Annotated in this window: 43 protein-coding genes and 1 tRNA gene; 21 read left to right on the forward strand and 23 right to left on the reverse strand. The window is 55.5% G+C overall.

The features are described 5' to 3' along the window. Nucleotides 1-66: 66 nt before the first annotated feature. Nucleotides 67-151 (forward strand) — tRNA-Leu (locus ACR0IM_RS09185). A 113-nt stretch (nucleotides 152-264) separates the two neighbouring features. Here ACR0IM_RS09185 and ACR0IM_RS09190 read toward each other — a convergent pair. The 23 genes from ACR0IM_RS09190 to ACR0IM_RS09300 all read right to left on the reverse strand — a co-directional run bounded on the left by ACR0IM_RS09190 (nucleotide 265) and on the right by ACR0IM_RS09300 (nucleotide 10867). Next, nucleotides 265-1266 (reverse strand): site-specific integrase, encoded by a 1002-nt coding sequence (locus tag ACR0IM_RS09190; protein WP_480681610.1) that lies wholly within the window; start codon nucleotides 1264-1266, stop codon nucleotides 265-267. After that, on the reverse strand, nucleotides 1260-1466 hold the full coding sequence (locus ACR0IM_RS09195) for a hypothetical protein (RefSeq protein ID WP_480681612.1): 207 nt from the start codon (nucleotides 1464-1466) through the stop codon (nucleotides 1260-1262). Before ACR0IM_RS09195 ends, ACR0IM_RS09190 begins: the two co-directional genes overlap by 7 nt. Next, nucleotides 1435-1632, reverse strand: a complete 198-nt coding sequence (locus tag ACR0IM_RS09200) for a hypothetical protein (protein WP_480681614.1) — start codon at nucleotides 1630-1632, stop codon at nucleotides 1435-1437. The genes ACR0IM_RS09195 and ACR0IM_RS09200 overlap by 32 nt, the downstream gene beginning before the upstream one ends. A 22-nt stretch (nucleotides 1633-1654) precedes the next feature. Beyond that, complete coding sequence (locus ACR0IM_RS09205) at nucleotides 1655-1813, reverse strand: hypothetical protein (protein WP_480681616.1); 159 nt, start codon at nucleotides 1811-1813, stop codon at nucleotides 1655-1657. After that, entirely contained in the window at nucleotides 1813-2199 is a 387-nt protein-coding gene (locus ACR0IM_RS09210) for a hypothetical protein (RefSeq protein ID WP_480681618.1), read from the reverse strand. Before ACR0IM_RS09210 ends, ACR0IM_RS09205 begins: the two co-directional genes overlap by 1 nt. Further along, nucleotides 2196-2483, reverse strand: coding sequence for a hypothetical protein (locus ACR0IM_RS09215; protein ID WP_480681619.1), 288 nt, complete (start codon nucleotides 2481-2483; stop codon nucleotides 2196-2198). The genes ACR0IM_RS09210 and ACR0IM_RS09215 overlap by 4 nt, the downstream gene beginning before the upstream one ends. After that, a complete protein-coding gene (locus ACR0IM_RS09220) occupies nucleotides 2483-3403 on the reverse strand; it encodes a Lar family restriction alleviation protein (protein WP_480681621.1) in 921 nt (306 codons plus the stop codon). The genes ACR0IM_RS09215 and ACR0IM_RS09220 overlap by 1 nt, the downstream gene beginning before the upstream one ends. Then, nucleotides 3400-3795, reverse strand: a complete 396-nt coding sequence (locus ACR0IM_RS09225) for a hypothetical protein (protein ID WP_480681623.1) — start codon at nucleotides 3793-3795, stop codon at nucleotides 3400-3402. The genes ACR0IM_RS09220 and ACR0IM_RS09225 overlap by 4 nt, the downstream gene beginning before the upstream one ends. A 26-nt stretch (nucleotides 3796-3821) precedes the next feature. Beyond that, nucleotides 3822-4175 carry a nuclease domain-containing protein gene (locus ACR0IM_RS09230; protein ID WP_480681624.1) on the reverse strand — a complete coding sequence of 118 codons (354 nt, stop codon included), beginning with the start codon at nucleotides 4173-4175 and terminating at the stop codon, nucleotides 3822-3824. Beyond that, a complete protein-coding gene (locus tag ACR0IM_RS09235; protein ID WP_480681625.1) occupies nucleotides 4172-4414 on the reverse strand; it encodes a hypothetical protein in 243 nt (80 codons plus the stop codon). The genes ACR0IM_RS09230 and ACR0IM_RS09235 overlap by 4 nt, the downstream gene beginning before the upstream one ends. After that, nucleotides 4411-4842, reverse strand: a complete 432-nt coding sequence (locus tag ACR0IM_RS09240; protein WP_480681626.1) for a NinB/YbcN family protein — start codon at nucleotides 4840-4842, stop codon at nucleotides 4411-4413. Before ACR0IM_RS09240 ends, ACR0IM_RS09235 begins: the two co-directional genes overlap by 4 nt. Continuing rightward, a complete protein-coding gene (locus ACR0IM_RS09245) occupies nucleotides 4839-5186 on the reverse strand; it encodes a hypothetical protein (RefSeq protein WP_480681628.1) in 348 nt (115 codons plus the stop codon). The genes ACR0IM_RS09240 and ACR0IM_RS09245 overlap by 4 nt, the downstream gene beginning before the upstream one ends. Next, entirely contained in the window at nucleotides 5186-5650 is a 465-nt protein-coding gene (gene ssb / locus ACR0IM_RS09250) for a single-stranded DNA-binding protein (RefSeq protein WP_480681629.1), read from the reverse strand. The genes ACR0IM_RS09245 and ssb overlap by 1 nt, the downstream gene beginning before the upstream one ends. Beyond that, complete coding sequence (locus ACR0IM_RS09255) at nucleotides 5650-6468, reverse strand: ERF family protein (RefSeq protein WP_480681630.1); 819 nt, start codon at nucleotides 6466-6468, stop codon at nucleotides 5650-5652. The genes ssb and ACR0IM_RS09255 overlap by 1 nt, the downstream gene beginning before the upstream one ends. Before the next feature lie 30 nt (nucleotides 6469-6498). Continuing rightward, a complete protein-coding gene (locus tag ACR0IM_RS09260; RefSeq protein WP_480681631.1) occupies nucleotides 6499-6711 on the reverse strand; it encodes a hypothetical protein in 213 nt (70 codons plus the stop codon). Next, nucleotides 6708-6842, reverse strand: a complete 135-nt coding sequence (locus tag ACR0IM_RS09265; protein ID WP_480681632.1) for a hypothetical protein — start codon at nucleotides 6840-6842, stop codon at nucleotides 6708-6710. Before ACR0IM_RS09265 ends, ACR0IM_RS09260 begins: the two co-directional genes overlap by 4 nt. Next, nucleotides 6835-7044 (reverse strand): hypothetical protein, encoded by a 210-nt coding sequence (locus ACR0IM_RS09270; protein WP_480681634.1) that lies wholly within the window; start codon nucleotides 7042-7044, stop codon nucleotides 6835-6837. The genes ACR0IM_RS09265 and ACR0IM_RS09270 overlap by 8 nt, the downstream gene beginning before the upstream one ends. A 145-nt stretch (nucleotides 7045-7189) precedes the next feature. Further along, nucleotides 7190-7471 carry a hypothetical protein gene (locus tag ACR0IM_RS09275; RefSeq protein WP_480681635.1) on the reverse strand — a complete coding sequence of 94 codons (282 nt, stop codon included), beginning with the start codon at nucleotides 7469-7471 and terminating at the stop codon, nucleotides 7190-7192. A gap of 135 nt (nucleotides 7472-7606) precedes the next feature. Beyond that, nucleotides 7607-8872: a DUF7666 domain-containing protein gene (locus tag ACR0IM_RS09280; protein ID WP_480681636.1), complete on the reverse strand. Its 1266-nt coding sequence runs from the start codon at nucleotides 8870-8872 to the stop codon at nucleotides 7607-7609. Continuing rightward, nucleotides 8872-9015: a hypothetical protein gene (locus tag ACR0IM_RS09285; RefSeq protein ID WP_480681637.1), complete on the reverse strand. Its 144-nt coding sequence runs from the start codon at nucleotides 9013-9015 to the stop codon at nucleotides 8872-8874. Before ACR0IM_RS09285 ends, ACR0IM_RS09280 begins: the two co-directional genes overlap by 1 nt. Beyond that, complete coding sequence (locus ACR0IM_RS09290) at nucleotides 9012-9197, reverse strand: hypothetical protein (RefSeq protein WP_480681638.1); 186 nt, start codon at nucleotides 9195-9197, stop codon at nucleotides 9012-9014. The genes ACR0IM_RS09285 and ACR0IM_RS09290 overlap by 4 nt, the downstream gene beginning before the upstream one ends. A 5-nt stretch (nucleotides 9198-9202) precedes the next feature. Next, nucleotides 9203-9538 carry a DUF7742 family protein gene (locus tag ACR0IM_RS09295; RefSeq protein WP_480681639.1) on the reverse strand — a complete coding sequence of 112 codons (336 nt, stop codon included), beginning with the start codon at nucleotides 9536-9538 and terminating at the stop codon, nucleotides 9203-9205. Between the two features lie 933 nt (nucleotides 9539-10471). After that, on the reverse strand, nucleotides 10472-10867 hold the full coding sequence (locus tag ACR0IM_RS09300; protein WP_480681640.1) for a helix-turn-helix domain-containing protein: 396 nt from the start codon (nucleotides 10865-10867) through the stop codon (nucleotides 10472-10474). A gap of 123 nt (nucleotides 10868-10990) precedes the next feature. Between ACR0IM_RS09300 and ACR0IM_RS09305 the strand changes: the two genes are divergently transcribed. The 20 genes from ACR0IM_RS09305 (at nucleotide 10991) to ACR0IM_RS09400 (ending at nucleotide 23652) form a co-directional block, all read left to right on the forward strand. Beyond that, nucleotides 10991-11212, forward strand: a complete 222-nt coding sequence (locus tag ACR0IM_RS09305) for a hypothetical protein (RefSeq protein WP_480681641.1) — start codon at nucleotides 10991-10993, stop codon at nucleotides 11210-11212. Nucleotides 11213-11352: 140 nt separating this feature from the next. Further along, on the forward strand, nucleotides 11353-12126 hold the full coding sequence (locus ACR0IM_RS09310) for a DNA-methyltransferase (RefSeq protein ID WP_480681643.1): 774 nt from the start codon (nucleotides 11353-11355) through the stop codon (nucleotides 12124-12126). Further along, complete coding sequence (locus ACR0IM_RS09315) at nucleotides 12123-12473, forward strand: RusA family crossover junction endodeoxyribonuclease (RefSeq protein WP_480681645.1); 351 nt, start codon at nucleotides 12123-12125, stop codon at nucleotides 12471-12473. Before ACR0IM_RS09310 ends, ACR0IM_RS09315 begins: the two co-directional genes overlap by 4 nt. Then, on the forward strand, nucleotides 12470-13318 hold the full coding sequence (locus tag ACR0IM_RS09320; protein WP_480681646.1) for a DUF1376 domain-containing protein: 849 nt from the start codon (nucleotides 12470-12472) through the stop codon (nucleotides 13316-13318). Before ACR0IM_RS09315 ends, ACR0IM_RS09320 begins: the two co-directional genes overlap by 4 nt. Next, complete coding sequence (locus ACR0IM_RS09325; protein WP_480681647.1) at nucleotides 13290-13661, forward strand: hypothetical protein; 372 nt, start codon at nucleotides 13290-13292, stop codon at nucleotides 13659-13661. The genes ACR0IM_RS09320 and ACR0IM_RS09325 overlap by 29 nt, the downstream gene beginning before the upstream one ends. Further along, nucleotides 13658-13975 carry a helix-turn-helix domain-containing protein gene (locus ACR0IM_RS09330; protein ID WP_480681648.1) on the forward strand — a complete coding sequence of 106 codons (318 nt, stop codon included), beginning with the start codon at nucleotides 13658-13660 and terminating at the stop codon, nucleotides 13973-13975. The genes ACR0IM_RS09325 and ACR0IM_RS09330 overlap by 4 nt, the downstream gene beginning before the upstream one ends. Nucleotides 13976-14056: 81 nt before the next feature. Continuing rightward, nucleotides 14057-14347 (forward strand): hypothetical protein, encoded by a 291-nt coding sequence (locus ACR0IM_RS09335; protein WP_480681649.1) that lies wholly within the window; start codon nucleotides 14057-14059, stop codon nucleotides 14345-14347. Then, entirely contained in the window at nucleotides 14344-14481 is a 138-nt protein-coding gene (locus ACR0IM_RS09340) for a hypothetical protein (protein ID WP_480681651.1), read from the forward strand. The genes ACR0IM_RS09335 and ACR0IM_RS09340 overlap by 4 nt, the downstream gene beginning before the upstream one ends. Beyond that, complete coding sequence (locus tag ACR0IM_RS09345; protein WP_480681652.1) at nucleotides 14478-14660, forward strand: hypothetical protein; 183 nt, start codon at nucleotides 14478-14480, stop codon at nucleotides 14658-14660. Before ACR0IM_RS09340 ends, ACR0IM_RS09345 begins: the two co-directional genes overlap by 4 nt. Next, nucleotides 14657-15208 carry a hypothetical protein gene (locus tag ACR0IM_RS09350; protein WP_480681653.1) on the forward strand — a complete coding sequence of 184 codons (552 nt, stop codon included), beginning with the start codon at nucleotides 14657-14659 and terminating at the stop codon, nucleotides 15206-15208. The genes ACR0IM_RS09345 and ACR0IM_RS09350 overlap by 4 nt, the downstream gene beginning before the upstream one ends. A 1045-nt stretch (nucleotides 15209-16253) precedes the next feature. Further along, nucleotides 16254-16526: a hypothetical protein gene (locus tag ACR0IM_RS09355; RefSeq protein WP_480681654.1), complete on the forward strand. Its 273-nt coding sequence runs from the start codon at nucleotides 16254-16256 to the stop codon at nucleotides 16524-16526. A 76-nt stretch (nucleotides 16527-16602) separates the two neighbouring features. Further along, nucleotides 16603-16749, forward strand: a complete 147-nt coding sequence (locus tag ACR0IM_RS09360) for a hypothetical protein (protein ID WP_480681655.1) — start codon at nucleotides 16603-16605, stop codon at nucleotides 16747-16749. A gap of 70 nt (nucleotides 16750-16819) precedes the next feature. After that, entirely contained in the window at nucleotides 16820-17023 is a 204-nt protein-coding gene (locus ACR0IM_RS09365; protein WP_480681656.1) for a hypothetical protein, read from the forward strand. Nucleotides 17024-17027: 4 nt separating this feature from the next. After that, complete coding sequence (locus ACR0IM_RS09370) at nucleotides 17028-17318, forward strand: hypothetical protein (protein WP_480681657.1); 291 nt, start codon at nucleotides 17028-17030, stop codon at nucleotides 17316-17318. A gap of 24 nt (nucleotides 17319-17342) precedes the next feature. Continuing rightward, a complete protein-coding gene (locus ACR0IM_RS09375) occupies nucleotides 17343-17822 on the forward strand; it encodes a terminase small subunit (RefSeq protein ID WP_480681658.1) in 480 nt (159 codons plus the stop codon). Continuing rightward, nucleotides 17776-19125, forward strand: a complete 1350-nt coding sequence (locus tag ACR0IM_RS09380; RefSeq protein WP_480681659.1) for a DNA-packaging protein — start codon at nucleotides 17776-17778, stop codon at nucleotides 19123-19125. Before ACR0IM_RS09375 ends, ACR0IM_RS09380 begins: the two co-directional genes overlap by 47 nt. Beyond that, nucleotides 19122-21095: a portal protein gene (locus ACR0IM_RS09385; protein WP_480681661.1), complete on the forward strand. Its 1974-nt coding sequence runs from the start codon at nucleotides 19122-19124 to the stop codon at nucleotides 21093-21095. The genes ACR0IM_RS09380 and ACR0IM_RS09385 overlap by 4 nt, the downstream gene beginning before the upstream one ends. 12 nt (nucleotides 21096-21107) lie before the next feature. After that, complete coding sequence (locus ACR0IM_RS09390) at nucleotides 21108-21956, forward strand: hypothetical protein (protein ID WP_480681662.1); 849 nt, start codon at nucleotides 21108-21110, stop codon at nucleotides 21954-21956. A 13-nt stretch (nucleotides 21957-21969) separates the two neighbouring features. Continuing rightward, complete coding sequence (locus ACR0IM_RS09395; RefSeq protein ID WP_480681663.1) at nucleotides 21970-23202, forward strand: P22 phage major capsid protein family protein; 1233 nt, start codon at nucleotides 21970-21972, stop codon at nucleotides 23200-23202. 51 nt (nucleotides 23203-23253) lie between these two features. Further along, a complete protein-coding gene (locus ACR0IM_RS09400; RefSeq protein ID WP_480681664.1) occupies nucleotides 23254-23652 on the forward strand; it encodes a hypothetical protein in 399 nt (132 codons plus the stop codon). The last annotated feature ends 2 nt before the right edge of the window (nucleotides 23653-23654 follow it).

A 23654-nucleotide genomic window follows, 5' to 3' on the forward strand; every position in this document is an offset into this window, starting at 1 on the left:
TCCCTCTCGCACTCGTCCACTGGCTTTGTTAATGAGCACGCCAATCCGGCACTTAAGGCCGGTACTGCGGGTGTGGCGAAATTGGTAGACGCACCAGATTTAGGTTCTGGCGCCGCAAGGCGTGGGGGTTCAAGTCCCTCCACCCGCACCATACTGTTTTTACAAGGAAATTCAAGGTCTTGGTGCGGTACACGTTGCCTGTCATTTCTCAGTTTCCCGCTTAGTTTCCCGTTTTCACGTTCTGATCTTGTTCTGTTCTCAGGTCTATTTCCGCCGCGCCTGAGCCTGTTTCGATAGCTTCTTCTGATTCACCTGACTGCGGTACTTCCTGACCATCTCTAGCGTCTTGTGCCCGGTAACGGCCTGAATCTCGCTGTCACTACATCCTGCCTCAGCCAGCGCTACAGCGGCGTTGTAGCGCCACCCATGTATGACGTAGGCTTCCGCCTTCACGTCCTTGTGGCGGCGAACCTTTAGAACACGCTCCTGAATGGTTTTCTTCGCGATTCCCTGTGTTAAGTTCTTCGCCATCATGAACTTACCTTTTCTGGGTAGATCATCCAGATAGGCGCTGAGAAAGTGGGGGCAGGCGACCCATAGGCGCTTATCTGTCTTATCCTGCACAACGGCTATGAATTCGCCGTCGTAGTGTTTCCATTCCATTCTCACTACATCACCGATCCGCTGGCCGGTGCCTGTGCAGAGCATGAACGCCGTCAACTCCCATTCAAGGCCATGCTTTCGACAATAGTTCTCAAAAGCCCGCAGCTTGGTTTCCGGCCAATCCTCGTATTCCCCGCCTTTCAGCTTCGTAACACCGCTGGCAGGGTTGAACGTGATCCATTCAAGGTCCATTGCATGGCGGGACAGGATAGATAGCATTTCCACCATGGAATTGGCCTTGCGCCATTTGTCGGCATACTTGTTTCGGGCATCAACGACACCCTTGCGGCGCAGCTTTGTGAAGTCGGCTTTACCGTTCTTTTCGCGGATCAGTTCAAGGGTGCGGCGGTACTCTTTCCGGGTTCCGGGCTTCTTGGTTTTAAACTCAGGGGTTTGATAGTAGCTCTCAATCAGGGCATCGAAGGTTGTTTTAGTCGCCTTCTTTCGGTTCCCGGATCTGATCGCCCAATACTCTGTGTCGAATTCCTGGCTATCTGGATCATTGGGCAGCCTCTGGTAAGTCTCGCCGCGCCGAAAATAGTAGTAGGTCCGGCCTTTGACGGCCTTGGATACAACGTATTTTCGGATCAGCTTCTTTACCATGTGATTTCTTCGTCGTCCATTTTTGTGCCGTTAAGGATAGCGTCCAGTTCAGCTACACTCCAACGTTCAACACCGGGGGCCACGGGCTTAGGGCGTGGCAGCGACCCGGCCCGAACAAGGCTCTGGAACCGCTCCACGCTCATATCCATCATCTTAGCAGCGTTTCGTTCACCTACAGCAATCGGGGTTATGCGTGTCATTTCTCCCCTCCTTATGTCGTTCGTCAAAAATGTAATCCGCCCATTGTTCGTAGCGGTCTAGCGCCACCTCGGCCCTTTCAATGTCACCGGCACGGATCGCGGATCGGAGTTCATTGTAGGCAGCACGTATCTTGGACACGCGGGTTTTGCCGTAGCGCTCGGTCATATTCCCTCCTGTGTCTCGTGCGTCATGGGGTGGGGCCTTCGTTCATGACCTCGGAAAAAGGACGCGGATCACGTGCTTGCTCTGGTGTCGCCCCAAGTTTTTCCCGCCAATAGATACGAGTGGTTTCAAGGGTGCTGTCCACATGGGTCGAATAGTGCAGCGATAAAGCGCGCTTAAGCATCAGCCCCCTCCTGTCCCGGTGTTGTCCAAGGCGGCGGACACGACCTCTATCACTCTTTCGCAGGCTGGATGGCGTGGCGTCCATATTGCTGCCTGCCTGCATGTGACTAACGCCGTTTCGAGTTCGGATATACGATTGTGCATCCGGTCAAACATTGGCTTATGACCTAAGCAAACGTCTGTTGGGTTGTCGTATCCGCAAGCGCATTCTTGACCGCTGTCATCAATCATGTCCGCAACATGCTGCTCCAACTCCGCTATCCGGTCCCTCTGGGCGGCAAGGGCGTCGGCTATGTCTTGCAACTGGTCGTATCCGTTTTCGTACGGGAAAAGCAGTTCTCGCGCCTGCTCGATCAGCTTGTCTACATCCTCCGGCTTACCTGTCATGTGACTGCTCCTGTGCTGCGAACATCGATGGCAAATACCTCAACCGGGTCACTTCCAAAGTGCGGGTGGGTAATTTCCTGAACGGTGTATCCCTTGTACGGCAATACCAGCCTGCGTTCGCTGTCCTCTCGTCTGGGGTATCCCCGCGTTAGAACGATGTTGCGGTACTCTCGGCCAACAAGTCGCTTGCTCCAGTACGTAGTTGTTTTCCGGTACTCGAATGGCTTTGTCCCGGCCTTGATCTGATCGAAGTATTCGCCCTTCAAAGGAATATGCAGGTCCATTACTCGCCCCCCTGTGCGAGAGAGGAAAGGGCGGCTTTTGCGCCTTTAATACACTTGTGCATGTCCTCAATGGCGGGGACTGGCATCGATGAGAAATTACCTTGAGCGATCCAGTACAAGAGCGCCGAGCAATGTTGTTTTAACTCATCCACCCGTGCAGCATCGGCCACGGGATTGCCCGTCTGTTCGGTGGGGCAGACAGCGGACATGGTTTCTTTGTCACCATCCGTAATAATCAAGCTGCGACCATTGGCTGTTTTCACAACCCACATAGATGATCCTGTGGGTTCAGGTTTGGATACTGGCAGATAGTGGTAACCCTCCTGTTTCCAACAATCTGGTACTAGCTCGTCAATTTCCCGAATTTTAAGGGCGATTATGTTATTCAAAGAACCCGTATCCTCTTCCGCCCGCAGTTCGTCGTCATACTTGGCAATCGTCATGGGGTCGGTGTTGCCTACAGGCGTATCAAGGGGGGTGAGGGTGAGATACGGCGTCATTCGAGCCTCATAATCGCCCTGCGCATCGTCCCTTGCAGCCTGCTTTCCTGCGGTCCCACATAGAACCCACGTGCTGCTCTCGACTCGTCGCCACTTGTAGCACTGCCCATCAGACTTTCTGATTTGATAATTGCATATACCATTGCCCCATTCCCCGTCTGATCCGGGCTCATCTGGAACCCACACTAGCGGCTTTACGGCCCCCGCTTCCCGTCTGGGGGACAGGTCGGCGCGGCGGTTCCAATCGTCCCTGAGGGTGTCATAGAAAATAGGGCATGTGTCGCGTGCGTACTTCTCACCAGATTGAGCCCCGCAATTCCTGCACTTATAGTGATAGTAAGTGCCCTCATCGTATTCATTGTAGGACTTGGCCATATAGGGAGTGCCGCCGCAAAACGGGCAAGGTTTCAGTTCCGTCATTTCCCGTTCTCCTTCAACGCTTCGATGGCGAGACCAACCTCGTATGTCGCTTGGCGCGCGGCCTTGAATGGTTCGGCGTCTAAGCTTCCGTGCTTCTCGGCGGGGTACTCAAATGCCAGGTTCGCCGCCGCCTCAATCGCTTCATTCCACACACGTTGACGCCACTCGGCTACGGTGTCGGGGTCCATTCCCGCCAACGCAGCCCGCTCAGCATCCAGCCCGCCGTTTAGAAATCGTATGTGCTTCTCTTCAAGCTCAGCTACACGGGCTGAGAGGGCGCAGGTTTCGTTCCACTGCTTTTGCAGAAAGTCACAGGCCTCGTCTTTCGTGCCCTCTTCGCGAATGGTGTTAATGAATGCTGCCGGAACGTGCGGCGCTTCTTGTTGATCCATCTGTCCTACCTCTCTATGTGCCTGGGTCATTGCTCGCCCTTCAGCTTGATCAAGCCAGCGGCGCGGCGGTTTCTGAGCGTGAACAGGAAGGCCATAAGCACATCTTCAAACCCAATCGCTGCATCTGCCCACTTGTCCCGGCTATCGAAAATCGCGTGACACTTGTCACAGGCGTCCAGAATGAAGACGTCGTCGGGTTTCTGGCCACCACCAGCCAACCCGAATAGCCTGATATGGTTGCCGACTGTGTAGGCGGGATCGTGGCGACAGACGCCGGGGATCTTGAGGGTACAGTCCCGGTCTCTGGCGTCATTACGGATAGCCTTGACCTTGGCGGGCTTCTGGCCTTTTTGGTAAATTGGACGTCCTGTCAGGTTCATAAAATCACCTCACCAAAAACAACTCTGGATTCTCCGGGCTTAAGGCTGCAACCGCTTACCAACTTGTCATGCTTCCAGTTCTCGCTGAACGAAATGTCGGGCGGGACATTCGCGCCGCAGTCCTTGCAAACGGCTTTGATTTCCAGAACCGGGCCATGATGCAAAATGGCGGTGGTTTCTCTATTGAGGTGCGAGCAGCACTTTTGCCTCCACCATGTTTTCAGTGCTTCCACGTTCATGATTGTGCCTCCGGCTGTGTCAGGCGAACGCCCTTGCTTGCGTAGTGCCGATAGACCTCATCCAGGTACTTGGACTCCTGCTTGACGGTCATCAGCGAAGTGACGGGAAGTATGTCCATCAGCTGCAGTTTCGTTTCGTAGGGCAGTGGTTTGACTGTCTTGTCGTACTTCTCGCAGAAGTCGGAGTTTTCCCCGCGAAGGATAGGCACCCCGAAGTGCAGCTTGCAGTGACGACGGGCGTCTATCGGGCTGGCCTCGGCCTTGTCCCGTGCTGCCTCGGAGTACCACTTGTATTGCAGGCTGTTCTGGCTCAGCGTCCGCTTGGGCGGCTCAATAGTGCAGACCCACCCGTCAGGAACCCGGAACAGAGCCTCAGCGGCTTTGCCCTTTGCGGAAGTGCTGGATAGGGTGAAGGTCTGCGGGGTCATTTGGATTTGGCCTCCTCAAGAGCTTTTGCGGCTCTTTCGACGTCCCACTTATTGGCGGTTTTTCCGTCAGCGGCAGCGGCCCGCAGGAGCCTTTCGAAGTTCGGGCTGTCAAATGTGTATCTGGCTCCATACTTGGCCCTCAGGTCATACCAAGTAGTTTTGACGCCCGCCCCATGCGCGAGGGATAGGAAGAATGGTGCGGCCATACGGGCGAGCAATAGGAGCGTCCCACAAGTCAGAAGCCATTTCCCAATCATCATTCCGAAGTAAGCGGCAACCAACCACACAACTCCGTCTTTAGCGCCCTCAAGTAACGGGATGAGTTCTTTGATGACGTCCAGCATCAGCCCCTCCATTCCGGCGCGAAAGGTATGTCGTCGCCCTCAACCCCACCCGGTGTCGGGTTGCTATACCCACCGCCGTATGGGTCGGATGACTGGTTGGGTTGCTGGCTGCTGGGTCCGTCAAGCATCACAAGGGTTGCGCCGAAGCCCTGCAGCACGACCTCCGTGGAGTAGCGATCCTGCCCGCTTTGGTCCTGCCATTTGCGGGTTTGCAACTGGCCTTCTAGGTAGACCTTTGACCCCTTGCGAAGGTACTGCTCAGCAACGCGGGCGAGGCCTTCATTGAAAATGGCTACGCTGTGCCACTCTGTGCGCTCTTTGCGTTCGCTGCTCCCCTTGTCCTTCCAAGTCTCAGACGTGGCGATACGCAGGTTGCAGACCTTGCCGCCGTTCTGGAATGTGCGGACTTCTGGGTCTGCCCCAAGGTTCCCAACTAGGATGACTTTGTTCACTGATCCGGCCATTACTTGGCTCCTTCGATTTCGTTGCGGCGCTGCTCGTAGGCTTGGATTACGTTGCCCCACAGGTCGTTGTGTTTGTTCTCAAGCTCATCGATCAACGCGGCGCGGCGGTCCCATTCGTTGTCAATCTGACGGATGCCCTTCATGCGCTTGAACTGCGTGCAGATGGCCTGCGCGATGGCCTCAGCCTTTTGGCGTGGCGTCGAGTTCTCCGGCATGTCCTGAGTGATGGTTGCGGCCCATGAATAGGGCTGCTTAGGCGGGCGCTCCTGCACCTTTCCTGTAGACTTCCCGTCGTCTTCGGAGTCCTCACCTAAAGACAGCCCTAAGATGGCCTGTGCGGTGTACCGCTGGCCGTATGTCTGGGATGAGCCAACCGCCTGCACCTGGTTGCGGCCTGCGCCTGTGTCGCGGGGCAGGGGGATGCTGTTGCGCTTCGAATGCCCGTTTTCATGGGACAGTTCGGCAGTGACAATTACAAAGTCCGCGTTCGCTTCGGTCGAGAACGACAGTGCAAAGCCATACTTTGACAGAACAGGCCGCGTGTTCGACAAGATATCTTTCAGCGTCGAATAGCTTTGGCCGTTATGTGTGTTCCGCCCGCTCTGCGGAATGTCGGGAAACTCAGCAGAGGCCATAGCAAACGCTTTATCGAAGGCAATCTTCGCCTGCGTAGCGTCGTGTTCGCGCTTCATTTCCATCATGCGCTCAAGCTTGGCAATGTCCGAATTCGGGTCCATCGCCACGCGCTCGATCATGAAAACCATAGGATCTGCTGGCAGAAGGTCCTGTTCAGGCGTTACTTTTGCTACTTTGTTCATATCTCGCCTCCTTTCAGGGCGTTGTCTGGGTCAAAAATCGTCTTCGAACACACCGACACGAAATTGGCGCGGCTCGTACTCGCCTTCCATGTCGGCAAAATCGAAAGGATAACGTTCCGGCCTGCGCGGGCGTTTTCCTTCCCCGTGAAAGTCGGCAAGGTGCTGCTTTAACCCATGTTCATCCTTGAATTTTCGGTCGCACCGTGGGCAATCGACCTTCCGGGTTCCAACGTCGTTGCTCATGGTGTCACCTCTTGGTTGACCCCGACAGGCAGGGAGGAGAAACCCGCCGGGGTCGCCTCGTCGGGGGACGAGAACTCGGTAAGGGTGAGAGCCGTGAAAATAGCTGCGAAGAATAGGAGAGCGTCAGTCATCGCTGGCCTCCCGTGCTTTGAGCATGGCGTCGGCTTGCCTGTAGGCCCATTCGGCCATTTTCTCGTGACTCATAGTGTCGGTTGCAGTGCTGTCTGCTGAAATTCCCGCTAAAGCCTGCCCCGCGAAGTAGTCGCGCAGGAACATTCCGGGGCTTCCGTTTGCCTTTGGAAAGGCGCGGCTTAGATACTGTTCGTCACTCATTGCCCCCACCCCGCGATAAAGACACACGCAATCAGGGCGGCCAGGATGATAAGGTTTGCGCTTCTTGCAGACCGCAGCCACTGGACCACGTCTTGACGTTTGTCACGACGTAGGGCAGGCGCGTTCATGGTTTCTAAGATGTGCTTCATGACGTGACCTCCTTTGCAGGGGTGTCTATTTCGCTGAGAATGCTTTCGAGGACTTGCAGACCCTTGGGCTTGCGGATGCGGTAGCGACGAATGTGGTCAGGTCTTGGAAGGTTCCACACCCACGCTGACCAATAACTGTTGTCCAGCCATTCGAACGAATTGACTGACCCAACTTGATTAGCGTCGACAAACCCGTCAAAGCACTCAACTTGAACAATCATCCCGAAGCAGGGACAGCCCCTGCCATCATGCAATTGCCACGGTCCCCACTCACTCATGACACCCTCCGAACTGGTTTGATTTCCGGGCCTTTGTAGATCTGGCCGTTGCAGCGAATAACGATACGGTTGCCGGGAAGCGGTTGATTACCTTGCCCTGTGCAATGCAGTTGGGGCCTATCTGGATGCAGCGGATCATGACGCCTTCACCAGTTTGCCACCCTTAGCCTTGTACCAAGTGTCGGGCTTTAGGCCGTCCTTACCGATGCAGCCTGTTGCGAAGCCCACACAATCGCCGTTGCCGTTGAACTCAGCAACCGAAACCCATGTTCCATCAGGGCCTCGCACTTGCGCATTATATCCCGCGCTGGCGACAACAGACTTTTGCCCCGAAACGTCGATCTGTGCGTAGTAGCCGCTGGACCCGATCTGTGCGTGGTCGCCGCTGGACCCGATCTGTGCGTAGTAGCCGCTGGACCCGATCTGTGCGTAGTAGCCGCTGGACCCGATCCGTGCGTAGTAGCCGCTGGACCCGATCTGTGCGGAGTCGCCGCTGGACCCGATCCGTGCGTAGTAGCCGCTGGACCCGATCTGTGCGGAGTCGCCGCTGGACCCGATCCGTGCGGAGTCGCCGCTGGACCCGATCCGTGCGGAGTTGCCGCTGGACCCGATCCGTGCGGAGTTGCCGCTGGACCCGATCTGTGCGGAGTTGCCGCTGGACCCGATCTGTGCGGAGTTGCCGCTGGACCCGATCTGTGCGGAGTCGCCGCTGGACCCGATCCGTGCGGAGTAGCCGCTGGACCCGATCCGTGCGGAGTTGCCGCTGGACCCGATCCGTGCGGAGTCGCCGCTGGACCCGATCCGTGCGGAGTTGCCGCTGGACCCGATCCGTGCGGAGTCGCCGCTGGACCCGATCCGTGCGGAGTTGCCGCTGGACCCGATCTGTGCGGAGTTGCCGCTGGACCCGATCTGTGCGTGGTCGCCGCTGGACCCGATCTGTGCGTAGTAGCCGCTGGACCCGATCCGTGCGGAGTCGCCGCTGGACCCGATCTGTGCGTAGTCTCCGCTGGACCCGATCCGTGCGGAGTAGCCGCTGGACCCGATCCGTGCGTAGTAGCCGCTATCTTCGTTCTTACCCTTTGTCGCTGAAATCAACCAATCAACGCACTTACGGACGAATTCACCAGCACTCAATTCCGCCTCAATGGTGATTTTCCCGGCTGCAATTTTGCTGTCGCCATCGCGTTTTTTGTCGGTCTCGCCCTCAAGCGAAACAAGGGCATACTTGACGTCGAACGGCCCATAATACCCCCACACGTCAATGGGGTTTTCACAGGCGTGGAAGCCGCTACCGCAAATCTTCACATCACCGTCATGCTCGTAGGTCTTACCAACTTCGAATTGAAAGTCGCGGCAGGTCCAGTCGGAGTTGAAGCCTTTATATGCAGTGATTTTTGTCATTAGAGTGCTTCCTTGCGTGTGTCGTATTCATCATCCGACCCGTAGCCGGGGGCCTGAAACTCGTACTGCTCAATCCGGTAAATCGCGTCCAAGCCGATGACCTTCATGGCCCACTTGCGGTTGGGGGATACGGGGGAGGTCATGACGAGACCTCCGCATTCATTTTGTCGGCACTGATTTGAATTTCGGCTAGTCTCGCAAGCGCTTCGTCAGAGAAAGCGTCAAGCTGAAGCTCTTCCAGCATGGTCCAAAGGCAATCGATAGCTACGTCACCGTAGAGGCCATAGAGATCGTTGATGTGTTTTTTGGCTTGCTCACGTTCCATGTCAGTCACTCCGCTGCCATGACCTGCGGCACGTCCTCTGAGACGGTCAGCAGGCTGTGAATTGTGCTGAGCGCTACAATGGTTGCGGCGACATATTCGGCGTCGTCGTAACGGGGCTCTGCGGGCAGTTCCCGGCCAAAGTTACGAGCCGCCATCATGATCGAACCGTTGCCGTAATCGGGATGCAGTTGGTTCGTTGCTTTTCGGTGCGCGTTTGCGACGATGGCGCGATCAATGACGTTCACTGCTGCGTCAGAACGGTTGTGCGGTTGGAATGTCAGGAGTAGGCGCGCGAGGTGTGAAACGTCCCCGGCCATGATCGGTGTAACAAGTTCTTGCATCGTCGTTCTCCCTTGGCTTAGGAAGATACTATGCCATATTATTTAGCATTGCAATAGTGAATTGCCAAAAAAATTGGTAATAGCGTTTAGCAATCTATCCTTGCAAATATGCAATCCATGCAAATCGGCTATGAAAATAACGGCGGAGTCGAATATTGACTCAGCAGTCAAAAGCCCCATTTTGCACAAGCTAATAACGACATTCTTTTGAAAGGAAACGAGGGACGCAAATCCCCACAACGCTCTGAAACATAAGGTGAATACCAAATGACAACGGAACCTCTGACCGATAGTGAAGTTGCTATCCTTCGGATGCAGTTTCGAACAATGATCCTGTTCCAGTATCTGCGCTGGGACTCACATTATCGAAGGATAGGTCAAGTTTTACTTGGCTATGAGCCGGGTTTAGGCGCAACTATCCATGGAATTAGTCGGGTATCCCGCATCCCTAGAAAGACAGTCAGGCGTAAGCTGGCTGTTATGATGCAAACCGGCTTTGTTCAAAAAAGTTCAAGTGGCCTCTACTCCTACACAGAGCATGGAAAGTCCCTTCATATAAGGATATGGCGGGACATTATGGCTGTGGCGCGTGGGGTCCAGAAGGGGCTGTCCAGGGACGTGCTAACAGACCTCCGGCAACTCCCATCATATGAGGGGTACAACTTCCCTTTTCTTGCAAATGTCGCATTCGATGAGAGTGCAAGAATAGAGGTTAAAGCTGAGTCAAGAATAGCAAAAAATCGCTTACCCGCACTAACTTAGAGGGGGGGCAACTTGCCCCCCTTTTTGCTTGACGCCTATAAAACGGGCGGTCTTACTGTGAGACATTAACTAAAATATGTTCAATCTAGGGGTGTGAATGGAACGGGAAGAAATACTAATTGAAGGCGCTAGAAGCACCGGGTTTACAATCGACTTCCTTAACGATTTAACTCAGGGTCTTTCGCGCCAAGCGTTGCGAAGGGTCATTGGCAACGCGGCGTCAATACCTTCATATAGGAAGTCCAGCGACAAGTCGTACTTCTTCCGAATCGACAGTGCGCCATCAAGCGAAAGCCGCTGAGTTCCAGCCTCCCAGAGAGACAATGCACTGCGTTTTGCGCCGATTGCGTCGGCATAATCTGACTGCGTCATATTGACCACCTTTTCACGGTGCCATTTGAGACGCTCAGCAATATCTAAATACGGTCGCGGCTTGCTCTTATCCATAGCCGCGATTTTCTTCTGCTTTAAATTTTGGCTCAAGTTCATTCTATTGGCTTGACGATTGCCATATAATTTGGCAATGTCGGTTTTATGGACAGATGTACGCGTAAGCTCGCAATTCATAAAATCACCGATATCTGCGGCGCCGAAGAGATACAGCAGCGCCTTGGAGTTACATATTCATCAGTTCGGAACGCTCGGACAACAGGGGTCATGTCCTGCAGATGGCGTGCCGGGGTTGAGATCATGTGCAAAGAGAAGCGCACAAGTCTCAAGCGGATATGTAGCGAGTTTGGTATTGCTGACGTCACTACATTGTTTTCTTACATCCCGGTCTGTCCAAGTGATAAAAATATTGGCAGCGAATGTGAGAAAAACAAGAGCAAGGTGCAAAAAAAAGCCAAAAAACCTGTACTTGAGGCGAGCGCAGGCAAGTCACCTATCCCCGCAAAAGGGGAAGGCGAATGATCGGGCCAGAACTCGCCACACCACCACTCACAGGCCAGCAGAACAGCGGGTTTTGCTCCTTTTACCGCTCAACTGCCGCCACCCCTTTCCACGGTCAGGGTGGCCAAAGACCGTGGGCTTTCTCTGCGGAGGGCGTGTGAATGGGGATCATCCGCGAAGAACGCATAGGTGATTGCCGGTTGATCCTCGGGGATTGCCTTGAGGTGATGCAGGAGTTGCCAGATGTCGATCACGTATTCTCTGATCCGCCATATGAAGCCAGCCTACATGCTGCGAAGAACTCGCTACGCGGACGGGTCCGCGTAGACAGCGGTCCCGATCTCAAGGGGCTGAATTTCGATGCGATTGACCTAATCCGAAACGATGTTGTTGCCGCCTGTGCAGAAATTTCTCAGGGATGGTTTGCCGCTTTCTGCACGGTCGAGGGTGTAGCTAAGTGGGCAGACGTCATCAATGCAAGCCCGATGAAGTACAAGCGGGCTTGTATTTGGGTCAAGCCAGACAGCACGCCGCAGCTCAACGGTCAGGGGCCAGCGCAAGGCGCAGAATGCTTTGTTACCGCTTGGTGTGGGAAAGGCCACGCAAAGTGGAATGCAGGCGGCAAGCGCGGTGTGTATCGGCACAATGTTAATGCGCCTGACAGGCATGGGGGACACCCGACCGAAAAGCCTTGGCGTCTGTTTGTGGAACTCCTACAGGACTTCACTAGCGCCGGTGATACCATCCTTGACCCATTCATGGGCAGCGGAACAACCCTAGTAGCCTGCGCCAAGCTGGGCCGAAAAGGTATCGGTATCGAACTGGACTCGGATTATTTCGACATCGCCTGTAAGCGGGTCGAGGAAGCCTATCGACAGCCTGACCTATTCGTCCCTGCACCTTCTGCACCTGTTCAGGAGGGCTTTGACGTATGACCAATCGCACAACCATAACGCTGCCATGGCCTGACAAAGCGCTATGGCCTAACCGCCGCGTTGACAGGCGAAAGTCAACTGCAATCCGGCGAGCGTTCAAAGAGGCCGGATTCTATGCCGCTAAAGAAGCGAAGGCAAAACCCGCTGAACACCTCGCAATCACGTTCCACCCGCCCACAGCGGGACGCCGTGACTTAGACAACATGCTTTCCGCCATCAAGTACGGGCTGGACGGCATCGCGGTTGCTGTGGGGCAGGATGACAGCGAATGGAGCCTAAGCCTGGAACGGGGAGAGAAGGTTAAGGGTGGGGCTGTTCTGGTCGAGTTGTGGGGGGTCGTGGAGTGAGTATACTGCACATCGCCTTCTACCCCTCTGATTGGCTGTCCGGGACGCGGGGAATGTCCGACGCAGAAACAGGCGTCTACATCACCCTGATTGCCAAGATGTATGAAATGGCCGGACCCATCGAGCGGGACGACAATCGGCTGTCTAGGCTGTGTGGATGTAAGTCAAAAGCATCCTTCCTGAAGTCGCTCGAATACCTGATTTCCGAGGGCAAGATCACCGAGGTAAAAGACGGTCTTTTTAACGAAAGAGTCGACAAAGAAATCAAAAACACGACAGAAAAGAGCGCAAAAGCAAAGGCAGCAGCGCAATCACGTTGGGATAAAAAAACCAATAAAAACAATGAGGGTGATCATGCGAACGCATCGCCCAAGCATATGCCCGAGCCATGCCAGTTAGAACCAGAACCAGAGTTAAGTAATAAGGATACTAACGTATCCTTGTCAGTTTCACCCGCAAATGGCCTGTCTGAGGCTGTTTCGATTTACAACGAGGCGGCGGCTAACTCGGGTTGGCCGCAGGTTCAGAAAATCACCCCAACACGTTCTAAGCAAATCCACGCGCGGCTGGCTGAATGCGGCGGCGTCGATGGTTGGCGGGCGGCGGTCGATAGAGCCAAGTCCTCAGACTTCCTGTGCGCGAGAACGGCGAAGGCTTGGACGGGGTTTGGCTTCGACTGGCTGATCAAATCGCAAAACTTCACCAAACTGATGGAGGGCAACTATGACAACCGACCTAACAATCCGAGACCTGCCCAAAGATCCGAAAACCGGCCTGACCCTGCCCTTGAGCAAATCGCTCGCCTCGCAGGACTTGGTGAAGCACAGGGCAATGGTGGCCGTTGAGCTTGAGGTTCTGGCGAAGAAGTTTGATCGCTTCGGATGGGACCGAGACAGGGGGTCGATGTCCCATGACCGAACCCTGACGGATTGGATGGACGCGTTGCAAGACTATCCGCTTGATGAGGTGAAGGCCGCGTGTCGTGCCGCCGTTCTCAGCAATCCAAACAAGATGCCGAATGAAGGGCACGTGAAGGCGGAAATCATGAAGGCGCGGGCGCTTACGGTGTCGAGTATGCCGATGATTGAGCGTTACGAGGAACCAAAGCCCCGTGTCACGAAAGAGCAGGCCGAGGCAATTTTGAAAGAGGCTGGTTTCAAGCCACGCCGGTTTGGAGCTGCCCAATGATCGAGCCCATCACAGCCGAGCAGATGAAGACAGACTTTGCGGCAATGGCGCACGTCCACCGCAAGGGTTTCGTGGCCGTTCCCAAGCGGATCATTTCCCTGATCTGCGCCGAGAATGATTGCCCCGTGGAAACCGTTCTCAGCACGGATAGGACCCGCTCAACGGTACGGGTTCGGCAGGAGTGCATGTTGGAAATCAGAAACCGGACCAGCCTTTCACTGCCCCAGATAGGACGGATTTTCAAACGCGACCACACCACGGTTGCGTGGGGCATTCAGCGGGCAAAGCAGCGCCGCGCAGAGCAAGGGATTTGATCATTGACGCTCCACTCACAAACCCCGTTCAACTTTCACAACGAACACATGGGCCGCACAAACCACGTTACGGTGCCACAGGTGGCGCGCACATACAGCCATGATCAGGACGAGCTGGCTCAGAAATGGCTGGATCTCCGCAAGACGGAAACGTCCGGCAAGGAGCCGTTTCGTGTCGGCGCTCGGTCTGTCTGGCATCGGTATGCGGTGCTTTTCGCCAAACATGGTGAGCTGACCGTTGGTGACCTGATGACAATGCTCGGCCAAAAAAGCGCCGTCGTGCGAGCTAACCTCAACGGGTGGGCCAAGCTGGGAATGGTGGAGAAGGAAATAGTGAAGGGTGTCCGCGTCTACCGGTTGGTGTCGTCATGACCAACCGCACAGCCTATGACCACCTCGACAGAACGAAACTCGTGGAGCGACTGATTGAAGCGCTTCAGCGCAACGCTCGCCAGCGCGCCACCATCCAGCGTCTGCGCTACAGGCTATCGGAGACGCAGAAGTGACCCGCGAACAACTACAGGCAATGAACGACACCCAGGCCGAGACCATAAAACGGCTGTGGGTAGAGCGGTCTAAGCTGAAAAAGACCATAGGTTTTCTGACACACGAGGTTGAGAGACTGACGGGCAGACCACCAACAGAAGAAGAAATCAGAGCAGCGGTATTTGGAGGGCAGGGGTGATGGGGATGAACGTAGCAGTACAAATTGACGGTCGCCTGCGAAACCACGACTGGCGGCGCACCATCGGGGAAGGTGTGGATCTAGCCAAAGATCAGGTCCGTTCTGATGTGGTGATGGATGAAACCCACGTTATGTGGGCTCTGCTCTGTGAGGCTGCGGAGGTTTCAAAGATTGCTTATAGTGGGCCACCGCGCACCGGACTGCCCATGAAGTCGGCTCTACCGGAAGCACCAGACGACGTGACGCAATGGCAACGTATCTCTGCCTATCTACGGGGTGAGGTTGAGGAACTGCCCGAGATAGAAGCGCGCGCCCCACGTCCATCAGCGGAGCAGGTCACGCGGTCAGAGATTATCCTGGAAGTGTGGCACCGCTTTTGCCTGATCCGGTTCGGTGAGCGGTCCAAGATGAAAAAGGCGGTCTATCTCAAAGCCTGCGGAATGCCAGACCGGAAGGTTCGGGCTGTAACAGGCATGACCAAGCAACGCATTCATTCTGCAAAGAAAGAGGCGATGCAAGATATGTGGGAAATTATCAGGAAGTATTGACTATGCGACTAAATATGGTATGTTATGTGGCATAATCAGATGAAGTATGCGCACAAACGATCAGATGCGAATAATTCATTCCATGGCTCGCCTAAATGCAGGTGGGCCGTTTTGATTCCGACCGGAGCCGCGTCATAGGTCGCAAACAATGCTACGGCTGGGAGGGTGCAAGGCCCTCAACATAACCGCCCTTTGGCTTGTCGCTTATGCGGATTGGGAATTACCCGGTCGGGCGGCAATCCTGAGCGCGGCGCGGAAATAGACGGGCCTTCCGTTTGATCGCGGAAAGATCAAGGCCGTGGGTGCAAGTCCTGCCGTCGCGTCCAAATTTAACCGCTCTTTGGTGGTGTGCTGGCTAACCGGGTTGATCGCTGGTTATGTCAAAACGCGGAATACTGATGCGACCGGCACCCAACCTGAGCGCGGCGGCGTGGAAATCGGAACTGGCGAATGTCCAGAGCGGACGAGACCAGCCGCTACCAAACGGTAGATAGCCGGAGTGCCGCCCGGCCCGCGTTCAACATAACCGCTCTTTGGCGTGCGTTCGTCGCGAAAGGTCCAATATGGCTTCTAGGGCCGGTACCGAGTAAGGAACGCACTCCTGAGCGCGGCGGCGTGGAAGGACACGCGAATTAGTCGGCGTTTAGCCCTACCCCTGACGTGGAAGTCGCGAATGAAGCCGAGGGGAAACATGGCAGACCTTGAAGGTAGCTAAGTCAAAAAGCTCAGGTAGCGCCTGAGTGGACTGGTTTGGTGGTCTAACCGAGATAGGGAATTGTGGGAGCCGGTATCAAGCCCGGCCCGCGCTCAAACATAGAAAATACTCCACCTCATAGCAGAAATACACGGTAGCCAGCGTAGGTAGAACCTGGGCGGCTGGCATAATGGAATGCATGTGTGACCGCCGTGATATGACCGGCCCCTCTGCTTCGGTACGGGTCGGTTTCCTTTTGCAATCACAAATCGCAATCGCATTTGGCAGCACGCCAATTCGCCAGACTGAGCGTTAACAGTCATTAACGCCCCTGAGGGGGTGGAGAAAACCATGGAACATCTAATTGAATACCGGGTGCGCCCGGTGACGCGGTACGTTTTGACGCGATTTGAAAGCGTGACGGACGAGGGTGGTGACTCCGGCGGTAGCATTGTTGTCGGGGAGTTTGATAACGCAGATCGTGCCTTTGTGGTGGGGAATGCATTAGCTAAGCAAGACATGGACAGGCCGGTTGCGCAGGGTGACGTTGAGCCGAAGGTACTTTGGCCCGTTCATCCGCTGCATACGGACAGGACTTTGGGGTATGAATTGAACCCTTTCTAACAGCAGTACGCTGCCCGCCCTGACAGCGGAAACATTCGGGGCAACCAACTCTGTCAGAAAAACGGGTAACTTTTTCATGGACCCAGAAGACGATGAGTTCCTGTTCTTTCAGTACAAAGAGGATGAGGACGGCGCATCGCTGCTGACCAACATGGATGACGAGGAAGTGGCAGAGATCCTGGCGCAGTTCATCCAGCGGGATACAGAGGGGAAGGTTCATTGAGGTTCATGGATATTATGGCCGTTATTGGATTCTTTGCTCTCATCCTGAAGACGATAGAATTTCTCATCGGATGACCCCCACTAACGAGGAATACGTAATCGCAGCATTTTGCGAAGCGGTAACGAATGACCTAGATAACCGTGTGACATGGTACGCGGTACAGAACGCAGGCGACGGCAAGTCGTTCCGAGGTAAGCAATTCGATGACAATATCAGCGCTGCGATTCAGGCCGGGGAATGGCTGGATCGGGCAGTGGAGAGATACAGAGGTTAGAGTAATGGCGAAAATCCACATCACATTTGGTAGCGCCATGGGTGGCGGCGCACCTGTATTTGGCTGTCGCCCCCGCGCGGCTGAATCCATCACATCCAGCGCTACCAATCAGGCAACCACAACAACAGCCGAGGTTGGCGAGGTCATCACAGTAACAGCGCTGAGCGATGTTCATGTCTCCATCGGCCTTTCCCCCGATGCGACGTCCGATGTTACGGATCTGGTCCCTGCTGGTAGCGCCAAGAGTTACGGCCCTGCGTCAAATGGCTTCAAGGTCGCTGTAGTAGACGCATAATCAATTACGAAGCGAGGTTGCCCCATGAGCGGCGATAGGCTTACCCCGAAGCAAGAGGCGTTTGCGCGGGGCTACTTCGAAACTGGAAACGCAGCCGAGGCTTATCGGCGGGCGTATGACACCGCTGAAAACGCACGGGATAACTGGATTTATGTCGAAGCCTGCCAGCTTCTTGATAACCCTAAGGTAGCCATAAGGCTTAAGGAACTTCAGGAGGAAGCCGCACGGCTCTCACAGTACACGGTTTCCCAGGCATTTAATGAATACGAGGAGGCAAGAAAGCTGGCTGTAGATGAGAAAAACCCATCAGCAGCAGTTGGCGCGGTCTCCGGTAAAGTAAAGCTCTTTGGGTTGGAGGCCCCAACAAAGCGCAATCACATTCTCACGGGTCCGAACAATGGGCCAATCCAAACCGAAGAAGTAGGACAGGGCGCGGCAAAGCTTGCTGCATTCCTGAGTGACATTGCAGAGCGTAGCGGAACGTCTGGCGAGCCTGACGCCTGATGAGAGGGCGCAGGCGCTGGCTGCACTCACCGATAAAGAGGCCGAGGCCCTTCTATACGATTGGCGCGGCTTTCTGGCGCGACCAGAGCAAATCATGCCTGATGGCGATTGGGATATCTGGCTTGTCCTGGCTGGCCGGGGATTCGGAAAGACGCGGACGGGCGCGGAGGCGGTAAGAGAAGAAGTAGAGGGCAATAGGTCTGAGCGGATCGCGCTCATAGCGGAGACAGCGGCAGACGCGCGCGACGTCATGGTTTCTGAACTGTTGCGGATATTCCCGCCAGACAAGAGGCCAATATACACGAAATCCAATAGGTGTGTTGAGTTCCATAACGGGGCAAAGGCGTTCACATACAACGCGGTTGAGCCGGACCAGCTTCGCGGCCCGCAACATGACTTCATTTGGCATGACGAGTTGGCTAAGTGGCGCTATGCCCGTGAAACCTGGGATCAAGCGCAATTTGGCCTTCGCCTCGGCCGTCACCCCCGGCAAGTCGTAACCACAACGCCCCGCGCGATTGAGTTGGTTAAATCGATCCTGGCGGGAAAAGAAGGCAAGGTGCACATCACTCGCGGCAGCACCATGGACAACAGGTCAAACCTCGCTTCGGGGTTCCTGTCCCGCATCCAGAAGCGCTACGCAGGAACGCGGCTTGGGCGGCAGGAGTTGAACGCTGAGCTTTTATCCGACCTTCCCGGCGCGCTCTGGACGCAGACGGCAATTGACGCTTACCGGGTGGATCGTGTGCCGACGCTTGGCCGCACAGTGGTTGCGTTGGATGTGGCCGTAACCAACACGGACGATTCAGATGAGCATGGGTTGATCGTTGTTGGTATGGGCGAGGACAAGGGGCAAGAGGCTTACGTGGTCGAGGACGCCTCGCTGAGTGGCAGCCCTGCTGATTGGGCGCGCGCCGTGGTGGCAAAGTATCACCAGCACAACGCGGACGGTATTGTTGTTGAGGTAAACAACGGCGGTGACATGATTGCCCACACAATCAAGACCGTCGCGCCGAATGTAAACGTGATCGAGGTCAGGGCCACGAAGGGCAAGCACGTCAGGGCCGAACCGGTTGCGGCACTTTATGAGCAGGGCCGGGTGCGGCATGTCGGGCAGTTCCCCGAACTTGAGAACCAACTGACACAGTTCACTAACGAGGGATACCAGGGCAGCGGCAGCCCAGACCGTGCGGACGCGCTGGTTTGGGCCTGCACCGAGTTGTTCCCTGACATGGTTGAGACTGTGCCGGACGTATCGCGGTACTACGCCACCAGCGGCGGGCAAGGATTTTTGGCATCATGAACAAAGACGATATCCTAAAGCTTGCGCGCGAACGGATGAGCGAGGCTGTAGATGCGGACCTCGAAAACCGCCAAGAGGACATGGACGACCTTGAGAAGCTTGTGGGCAACCAGTGGCCGCAGGATATCAGGGAAGATAGAGAGAAAGACCTGAAGCCCTGCCTGACAATGAACAGGCTTCCTCAGTTTGTGCGGCAGGTGACAGGCGATATCCGCCGCATGAACCCGGCAATCAACATCATTCCGGCTGACGATGGGGCGGACCCTGAAACCGCCGATATCATTGAGGGCCTAATCCGCAAGATTGAGTATGCCAGTGATGCAAGCTCTGTGTACGAGCAGACAGCGGAAAGCGCGGCGGCAAGTTCGATTGGATGGTTCCGCGTCCTGAACGATTGGGTGGATGACAAGTCATTCGAGCAGGAAATCAAGATCAAGCGCATTCGCAACGCTTTCTCGGTCTACTGTGATCCGGCGGCGGAACTGCCGACCCGCGAGGATGGCAATTACATTTTCATCACCGAGTCGATGAAGAAAGAGGCATTCGAGGCGGCGTTCCCCGGCAAAAAGGCGGTTGACTTCGACCATGACGGGACAACAGACGGGCTTGAGAACTGGCAGGAAAACAACAAGGTCATTGTTGCCGAATACTACTGGAAAGAGCCTGTAACCAAGAAGCTGGCCCTTCTGCGCAGCGGGGAAATCACGGATAAGCCCGTTCACGGTATGGATATTGTACGTGAGCGTATCGTTAAAACACATAAGGTCATGTGGGCCAAAATCAGTGGCGCAGACGTGCTTGAGGGGCCGAAAGAACAGCCCTCCATGCACATTCCGGTGATTGCCGTCACAGGCGAGGAATGGCAGGTCGGGGATCGTGTATATCGGTCAAGCGTTATCCGGTACGCCAAAGACGCGCAGCAGATGTATAACTACTGGCGTTCGGCGCAGACCGAATTTGTCGCGTTGCAGCCCAAAGCGCCTTACATGGTGACACCAAAACATATTGCGGGCTTGGAGACGTTCTGGAACGAGGCAAACCAGAAAAACCGCCCGTATCTGGTCTATAATGTGGACGAGAAGGCCCCAGGTGCACCACAGCGCGCTACGCCGCCTATCTCGTCACAAGCGATGTTCGAGCAGGCTCTGAACGCCGCCGAGGACATGAAGGCCACAACCGGCATTTATGACAGCGCGCTTGGCAACCAATCGAACGAAAAGTCAGGCGTGGCCATTCGCCAGCGCCAGATGGAAAGCGACGTTTCCACATCGATCTATTCCGACAACATGGCCAAGGCGATTGCGTATTGCGGACGTATAATCGTGGATATGATCCCGAAGGTTTACGACACGGCCCGCTCGGTTCAGATCCTCGGCAAAGACGATCAGGAAAAGATGGTCCCGATCAACGGGCAGCAGCTTGTTTCGGATAATGGCCGGATTATCGCGCTGCCGGTCAATGACCTGACGGTTGGCAAGTATGACGTCCGCGTATCGGTTGGCCCGAACTACTCGACGCGCCGTCAGGAAACCGCTGAGGGAATGCTTGAATTCATCCGCGTGTTCCCGCAAGCCGCCGTTGCAACGGCGGATTTGATTGCCAAGGCGCAGGATTGGCCGGATGCAGACCAGTTTGCAGAGCGTCTCAAAAAGACCCTGCCGTCGCAGTTGCGTGACCCCGAGGACATGACGCCAGAGGAGCAAGAACAGGCTCAGGTGACGGCGCGGGCGCAGGCTCAGGCCGAAGAACTCGCTCGCATCATGGCTCAAATCAATATGCGCAAGGAAAACGCTCAGGCGATAGAGGCCGAGGCGGACGCCGACAAGGCACAATACGAAGTTATGAACGAACAGTTGGAATTGGCCGCTAAGAACGGCCAGCTAGGCGAAATGGTTTCCGCGCTTGTTCAGCAGGAGCTATCCCGCGCCCTCATTGGGCAACATCAACAGGGGCAGGCCCCCACTTTCTAAGGAAAATCCAAAATGACCGACGAGGTGCAGGCTGCCGTAGAGGCGGCCCCTGAAGTCGTGCAAACTGAGGCCGAGCAGGTCACAGCGCCGGAAGCGGCGGAAAGCACAGAAGGGCAGGTGGAAAACCAGCCCGCCGAAACCGAGGGTGGACAGCCCGAAGCGGAGGATAAAGTAAGCGCATCCAAGGCGAGACGGGAACGCCGCAAGGCAGAAATGCACCGTCTAAAAGATGAGGTCGCGCAGGCGCAGGCGGAGAACGCCGATCTGCAAGCCCAAATCGACCGCCTGAAGGGTGTTGAAACTACACCACCCCCAAAAATCGACGATTTCGACGATCACGACGAGTATCTGGCTGAGCTTTCCGCTTACCGCGCTGAACAGCGCATGGATAAGCGTGAACTGGCCCGGTTGGAGCAAGAGGCTACCGCCCGTAAGGAACGGCAAGACGCACTTCATCAGCAACAGATGGCAGAGGCCCGAGAGAATTGGGCGTCCCAGGTTGAGGAGGCAAAAGAGCGCTACGCCGATTTTGAGCAGGTCGCAGCGGCCCCGGACGTCGCAATTACGCCAGATATGGCGCAAGTCCTCGCCCTTTCGGATTCGGGCGCAGACATGGCCTATCACTTGGGGATGAACAAGGCTCAGGCGCTGCAAATCGCGCAGATGCCGAAGGCCCAAATGATCGGGGCAATGCAGATGCTGGAACAGCTTGTTTCGGTTCAGACGCCGCGCCCCAGAACCCAAACCCAAGCCCCAGATCCGATTTCACCCGTTTCCCCAAAGGCAACAGGTGCAAAAGACCCGTCAGGGATGACGGCTGCGGAATATCGCGCGTGGCGCGAGGCTGGCGGCTCTTTCTGAGGAACCATAGAAGATGGCTAACTCCTTTCTGACGCCCTCTGTGTTCGCACAAGAGGGTCTTATGTTGTTGGAGAACGAACTCGTTCTCGGCAACAAAGTCCACACCGACTATTCGAAAGAATACGCGATGGTCGGGGATACTATCAGCATCCGTCGCCCGACTGCCTACCAGGGCCAGGATGACAATCTGGACGTGTCCGCATACAGCGAGGACATTGTGCAGGGTAAGACAACCTTGCAGATGAACAAAACCGTGTCGATTAAGGTCGACATTGGCGCGCTGGATGCAACACTGTCCTTTGATCGCGTCCAAGAGGACGTTATCAAGCCGGTTGTCATCAAGATGCGTGACCGCATCGAGACCGAGTTGGCGAGCCTGTATTCGCAGCTTTACTACTTCTCGGGCACTCCCGGCACTGTTCCGTCCACCTTCAAAGAACTGGCCAAGGCTGGCGCTATCATGACCGATGCCGCTATCCCTCAGTCGGATCGCTTTGCGGTGCACGGCACGGATGCATCGGTGGAACTGGCGGACGGCCTCAAGGGCGTTTACGTCCAAGGCAAGGCAAAAACTGCCTTTGAAGAAGCCACGATTGGCCGTTATGGCGGCTTCAACAACTATGAAAGCGTCCACGCGCCAACCCACACCTCGGGCGTTGCAACCGGCACCCCGCTGGTCAACGGTGGCAGCCAGATTGTGACCTATGTTGCGGCCAAGGACACCTGGACCCAGACCCTGAACACCGATGGCTGGACGAACTCCACCACCGGCATTCTGAAAGCTGGCGACGTGTTCACCATCGCGGGCGTGAATGCAGTGAACCCCATCTCGAAAGAGGATACGGGCCGCTTGCAGACGTTTGTTGTAATGGCTGACGCTGATTCCGGCGCATCCACCGGTCCTGCGGCTCTGACCGTATCGCCGCCGATGATCACGTCTGGCGCGTACCAGACCGTCACGGCAGCCCCAGCGGACAATGCGGCAATCACCGTGAAAACCGGCACTAATGGCTCGGTCAACAAGCAGTCGCTGCTGTTGCATCCGAAGGCTTTCGCCCTGGTCACTCGCCCGCTGAAAATTGCGAGCGCAGCCGGTGTGAAAACCTCCACCAAGAGCGGCAACAAGGTCACGATTTCGTGCACCGAGTGGGTCGATGGCAACACGCTCCAGCACAACATGCGTTTTGACATGCTGTTCGGCGTGAAGTGTCTGGATCAGCGTTTGGGCATGCGCCTGACCAACTAATCAATCACCGGGGCTGTAGTGGCCCCGGTTTTTCTTTTTGTGGGGTACGTCATGGCAACGATGCGAGACATTATTCGCCGCGCCTACCGAAAGGGTGGGATTGTCGCATACGATGCGTCCATGACCGCCGATGAGGCCGACGAAGGGCTGGAAACACTGAACTCGCTTCTGCATGAGTGGAAACTGCGTTCTGTTGATATCAGTCACTCCGACCTGACGTTGAATGGCACGTTCCCTTTGGGTGATGAGTTCAAGGAGGGCACGGTGCATATTCTCGCGTCCCGGCTTGCTCCGAACTACGAATTCCCCGTTAGCTTTGACGCAGATGATTTCTTTCGGGCTATTCAGGTGGCTTATCTCACAATCGACACAGTTTCGTTTGATCGGTCGATTTATGAAGTCCCGTCCAAGAAAGCCCGCGATGGCACTCTGAGCTATCAGGGTCGATAACA

Source organism: Ruegeria sp. BF6, from assembly GCF_056538665.1.

What these genes read in the sequence shown, in the direction of transcription:
- ACR0IM_RS09190 (WP_480681610.1), bottom strand. Translation starts at nt 1,266, where the DNA reads ATGGTAAAGAAGCTGATCCGAAAATACGTTGTATCCAAGGCCGTCAAA.
- ACR0IM_RS09195 (WP_480681612.1), bottom strand. Translation starts at nt 1,466, where the DNA reads ATGACACGCATAACCCCGATTGCTGTAGGTGAACGAAACGCTGCTAAG.
- ACR0IM_RS09200 (WP_480681614.1), bottom strand. Translation starts at nt 1,632, where the DNA reads ATGACCGAGCGCTACGGCAAAACCCGCGTGTCCAAGATACGTGCTGCC.
- ACR0IM_RS09205 (WP_480681616.1), bottom strand. Translation starts at nt 1,813, where the DNA reads ATGCTTAAGCGCGCTTTATCGCTGCACTATTCGACCCATGTGGACAGC.
- ACR0IM_RS09210 (WP_480681618.1), bottom strand. Translation starts at nt 2,199, where the DNA reads ATGACAGGTAAGCCGGAGGATGTAGACAAGCTGATCGAGCAGGCGCGA.
- ACR0IM_RS09215 (WP_480681619.1), bottom strand. Translation starts at nt 2,483, where the DNA reads ATGGACCTGCATATTCCTTTGAAGGGCGAATACTTCGATCAGATCAAG.
- ACR0IM_RS09220 (WP_480681621.1), bottom strand. Translation starts at nt 3,403, where the DNA reads ATGACGGAACTGAAACCTTGCCCGTTTTGCGGCGGCACTCCCTATATG.
- ACR0IM_RS09225 (WP_480681623.1), bottom strand. Translation starts at nt 3,795, where the DNA reads ATGGATCAACAAGAAGCGCCGCACGTTCCGGCAGCATTCATTAACACC.
- ACR0IM_RS09230 (WP_480681624.1), bottom strand. Translation starts at nt 4,175, where the DNA reads ATGAACCTGACAGGACGTCCAATTTACCAAAAAGGCCAGAAGCCCGCC.
- ACR0IM_RS09235 (WP_480681625.1), bottom strand. Translation starts at nt 4,414, where the DNA reads ATGAACGTGGAAGCACTGAAAACATGGTGGAGGCAAAAGTGCTGCTCG.
- ACR0IM_RS09240 (WP_480681626.1), bottom strand. Translation starts at nt 4,842, where the DNA reads ATGACCCCGCAGACCTTCACCCTATCCAGCACTTCCGCAAAGGGCAAA.
- ACR0IM_RS09245 (WP_480681628.1), bottom strand. Translation starts at nt 5,186, where the DNA reads ATGCTGGACGTCATCAAAGAACTCATCCCGTTACTTGAGGGCGCTAAA.
- ssb (WP_480681629.1), bottom strand. Translation starts at nt 5,650, where the DNA reads ATGGCCGGATCAGTGAACAAAGTCATCCTAGTTGGGAACCTTGGGGCA.
- ACR0IM_RS09255 (WP_480681630.1), bottom strand. Translation starts at nt 6,468, where the DNA reads ATGAACAAAGTAGCAAAAGTAACGCCTGAACAGGACCTTCTGCCAGCA.
- ACR0IM_RS09260 (WP_480681631.1), bottom strand. Translation starts at nt 6,711, where the DNA reads ATGAGCAACGACGTTGGAACCCGGAAGGTCGATTGCCCACGGTGCGAC.
- ACR0IM_RS09265 (WP_480681632.1), bottom strand. Translation starts at nt 6,842, where the DNA reads ATGACTGACGCTCTCCTATTCTTCGCAGCTATTTTCACGGCTCTCACC.
- ACR0IM_RS09270 (WP_480681634.1), bottom strand. Translation starts at nt 7,044, where the DNA reads ATGAGTGACGAACAGTATCTAAGCCGCGCCTTTCCAAAGGCAAACGGA.
- ACR0IM_RS09275 (WP_480681635.1), bottom strand. Translation starts at nt 7,471, where the DNA reads ATGAGTGAGTGGGGACCGTGGCAATTGCATGATGGCAGGGGCTGTCCC.
- ACR0IM_RS09280 (WP_480681636.1), bottom strand. Translation starts at nt 8,872, where the DNA reads ATGACAAAAATCACTGCATATAAAGGCTTCAACTCCGACTGGACCTGC.
- ACR0IM_RS09285 (WP_480681637.1), bottom strand. Translation starts at nt 9,015, where the DNA reads ATGACCTCCCCCGTATCCCCCAACCGCAAGTGGGCCATGAAGGTCATC.
- ACR0IM_RS09290 (WP_480681638.1), bottom strand. Translation starts at nt 9,197, where the DNA reads ATGGAACGTGAGCAAGCCAAAAAACACATCAACGATCTCTATGGCCTC.
- ACR0IM_RS09295 (WP_480681639.1), bottom strand. Translation starts at nt 9,538, where the DNA reads ATGCAAGAACTTGTTACACCGATCATGGCCGGGGACGTTTCACACCTC.
- ACR0IM_RS09300 (WP_480681640.1), bottom strand. Translation starts at nt 10,867, where the DNA reads ATGAATTGCGAGCTTACGCGTACATCTGTCCATAAAACCGACATTGCC.
- ACR0IM_RS09305 (WP_480681641.1), top strand. Translation starts at nt 10,991, where the DNA reads ATGTGCAAAGAGAAGCGCACAAGTCTCAAGCGGATATGTAGCGAGTTT.
- ACR0IM_RS09310 (WP_480681643.1), top strand. Translation starts at nt 11,353, where the DNA reads ATGGGGATCATCCGCGAAGAACGCATAGGTGATTGCCGGTTGATCCTC.
- ACR0IM_RS09315 (WP_480681645.1), top strand. Translation starts at nt 12,123, where the DNA reads ATGACCAATCGCACAACCATAACGCTGCCATGGCCTGACAAAGCGCTA.
- ACR0IM_RS09330 (WP_480681648.1), top strand. Translation starts at nt 13,658, where the DNA reads ATGATCGAGCCCATCACAGCCGAGCAGATGAAGACAGACTTTGCGGCA.
- ACR0IM_RS09340 (WP_480681651.1), top strand. Translation starts at nt 14,344, where the DNA reads ATGACCAACCGCACAGCCTATGACCACCTCGACAGAACGAAACTCGTG.
- ACR0IM_RS09355 (WP_480681654.1), top strand. Translation starts at nt 16,254, where the DNA reads ATGGAACATCTAATTGAATACCGGGTGCGCCCGGTGACGCGGTACGTT.
- ACR0IM_RS09360 (WP_480681655.1), top strand. Translation starts at nt 16,603, where the DNA reads ATGGACCCAGAAGACGATGAGTTCCTGTTCTTTCAGTACAAAGAGGAT.
- ACR0IM_RS09365 (WP_480681656.1), top strand. Translation starts at nt 16,820, where the DNA reads ATGACCCCCACTAACGAGGAATACGTAATCGCAGCATTTTGCGAAGCG.
- ACR0IM_RS09370 (WP_480681657.1), top strand. Translation starts at nt 17,028, where the DNA reads ATGGCGAAAATCCACATCACATTTGGTAGCGCCATGGGTGGCGGCGCA.
- ACR0IM_RS09375 (WP_480681658.1), top strand. Translation starts at nt 17,343, where the DNA reads ATGAGCGGCGATAGGCTTACCCCGAAGCAAGAGGCGTTTGCGCGGGGC.
- ACR0IM_RS09385 (WP_480681661.1), top strand. Translation starts at nt 19,122, where the DNA reads ATGAACAAAGACGATATCCTAAAGCTTGCGCGCGAACGGATGAGCGAG.
- ACR0IM_RS09390 (WP_480681662.1), top strand. Translation starts at nt 21,108, where the DNA reads ATGACCGACGAGGTGCAGGCTGCCGTAGAGGCGGCCCCTGAAGTCGTG.
- ACR0IM_RS09395 (WP_480681663.1), top strand. Translation starts at nt 21,970, where the DNA reads ATGGCTAACTCCTTTCTGACGCCCTCTGTGTTCGCACAAGAGGGTCTT.
- ACR0IM_RS09400 (WP_480681664.1), top strand. Translation starts at nt 23,254, where the DNA reads ATGGCAACGATGCGAGACATTATTCGCCGCGCCTACCGAAAGGGTGGG.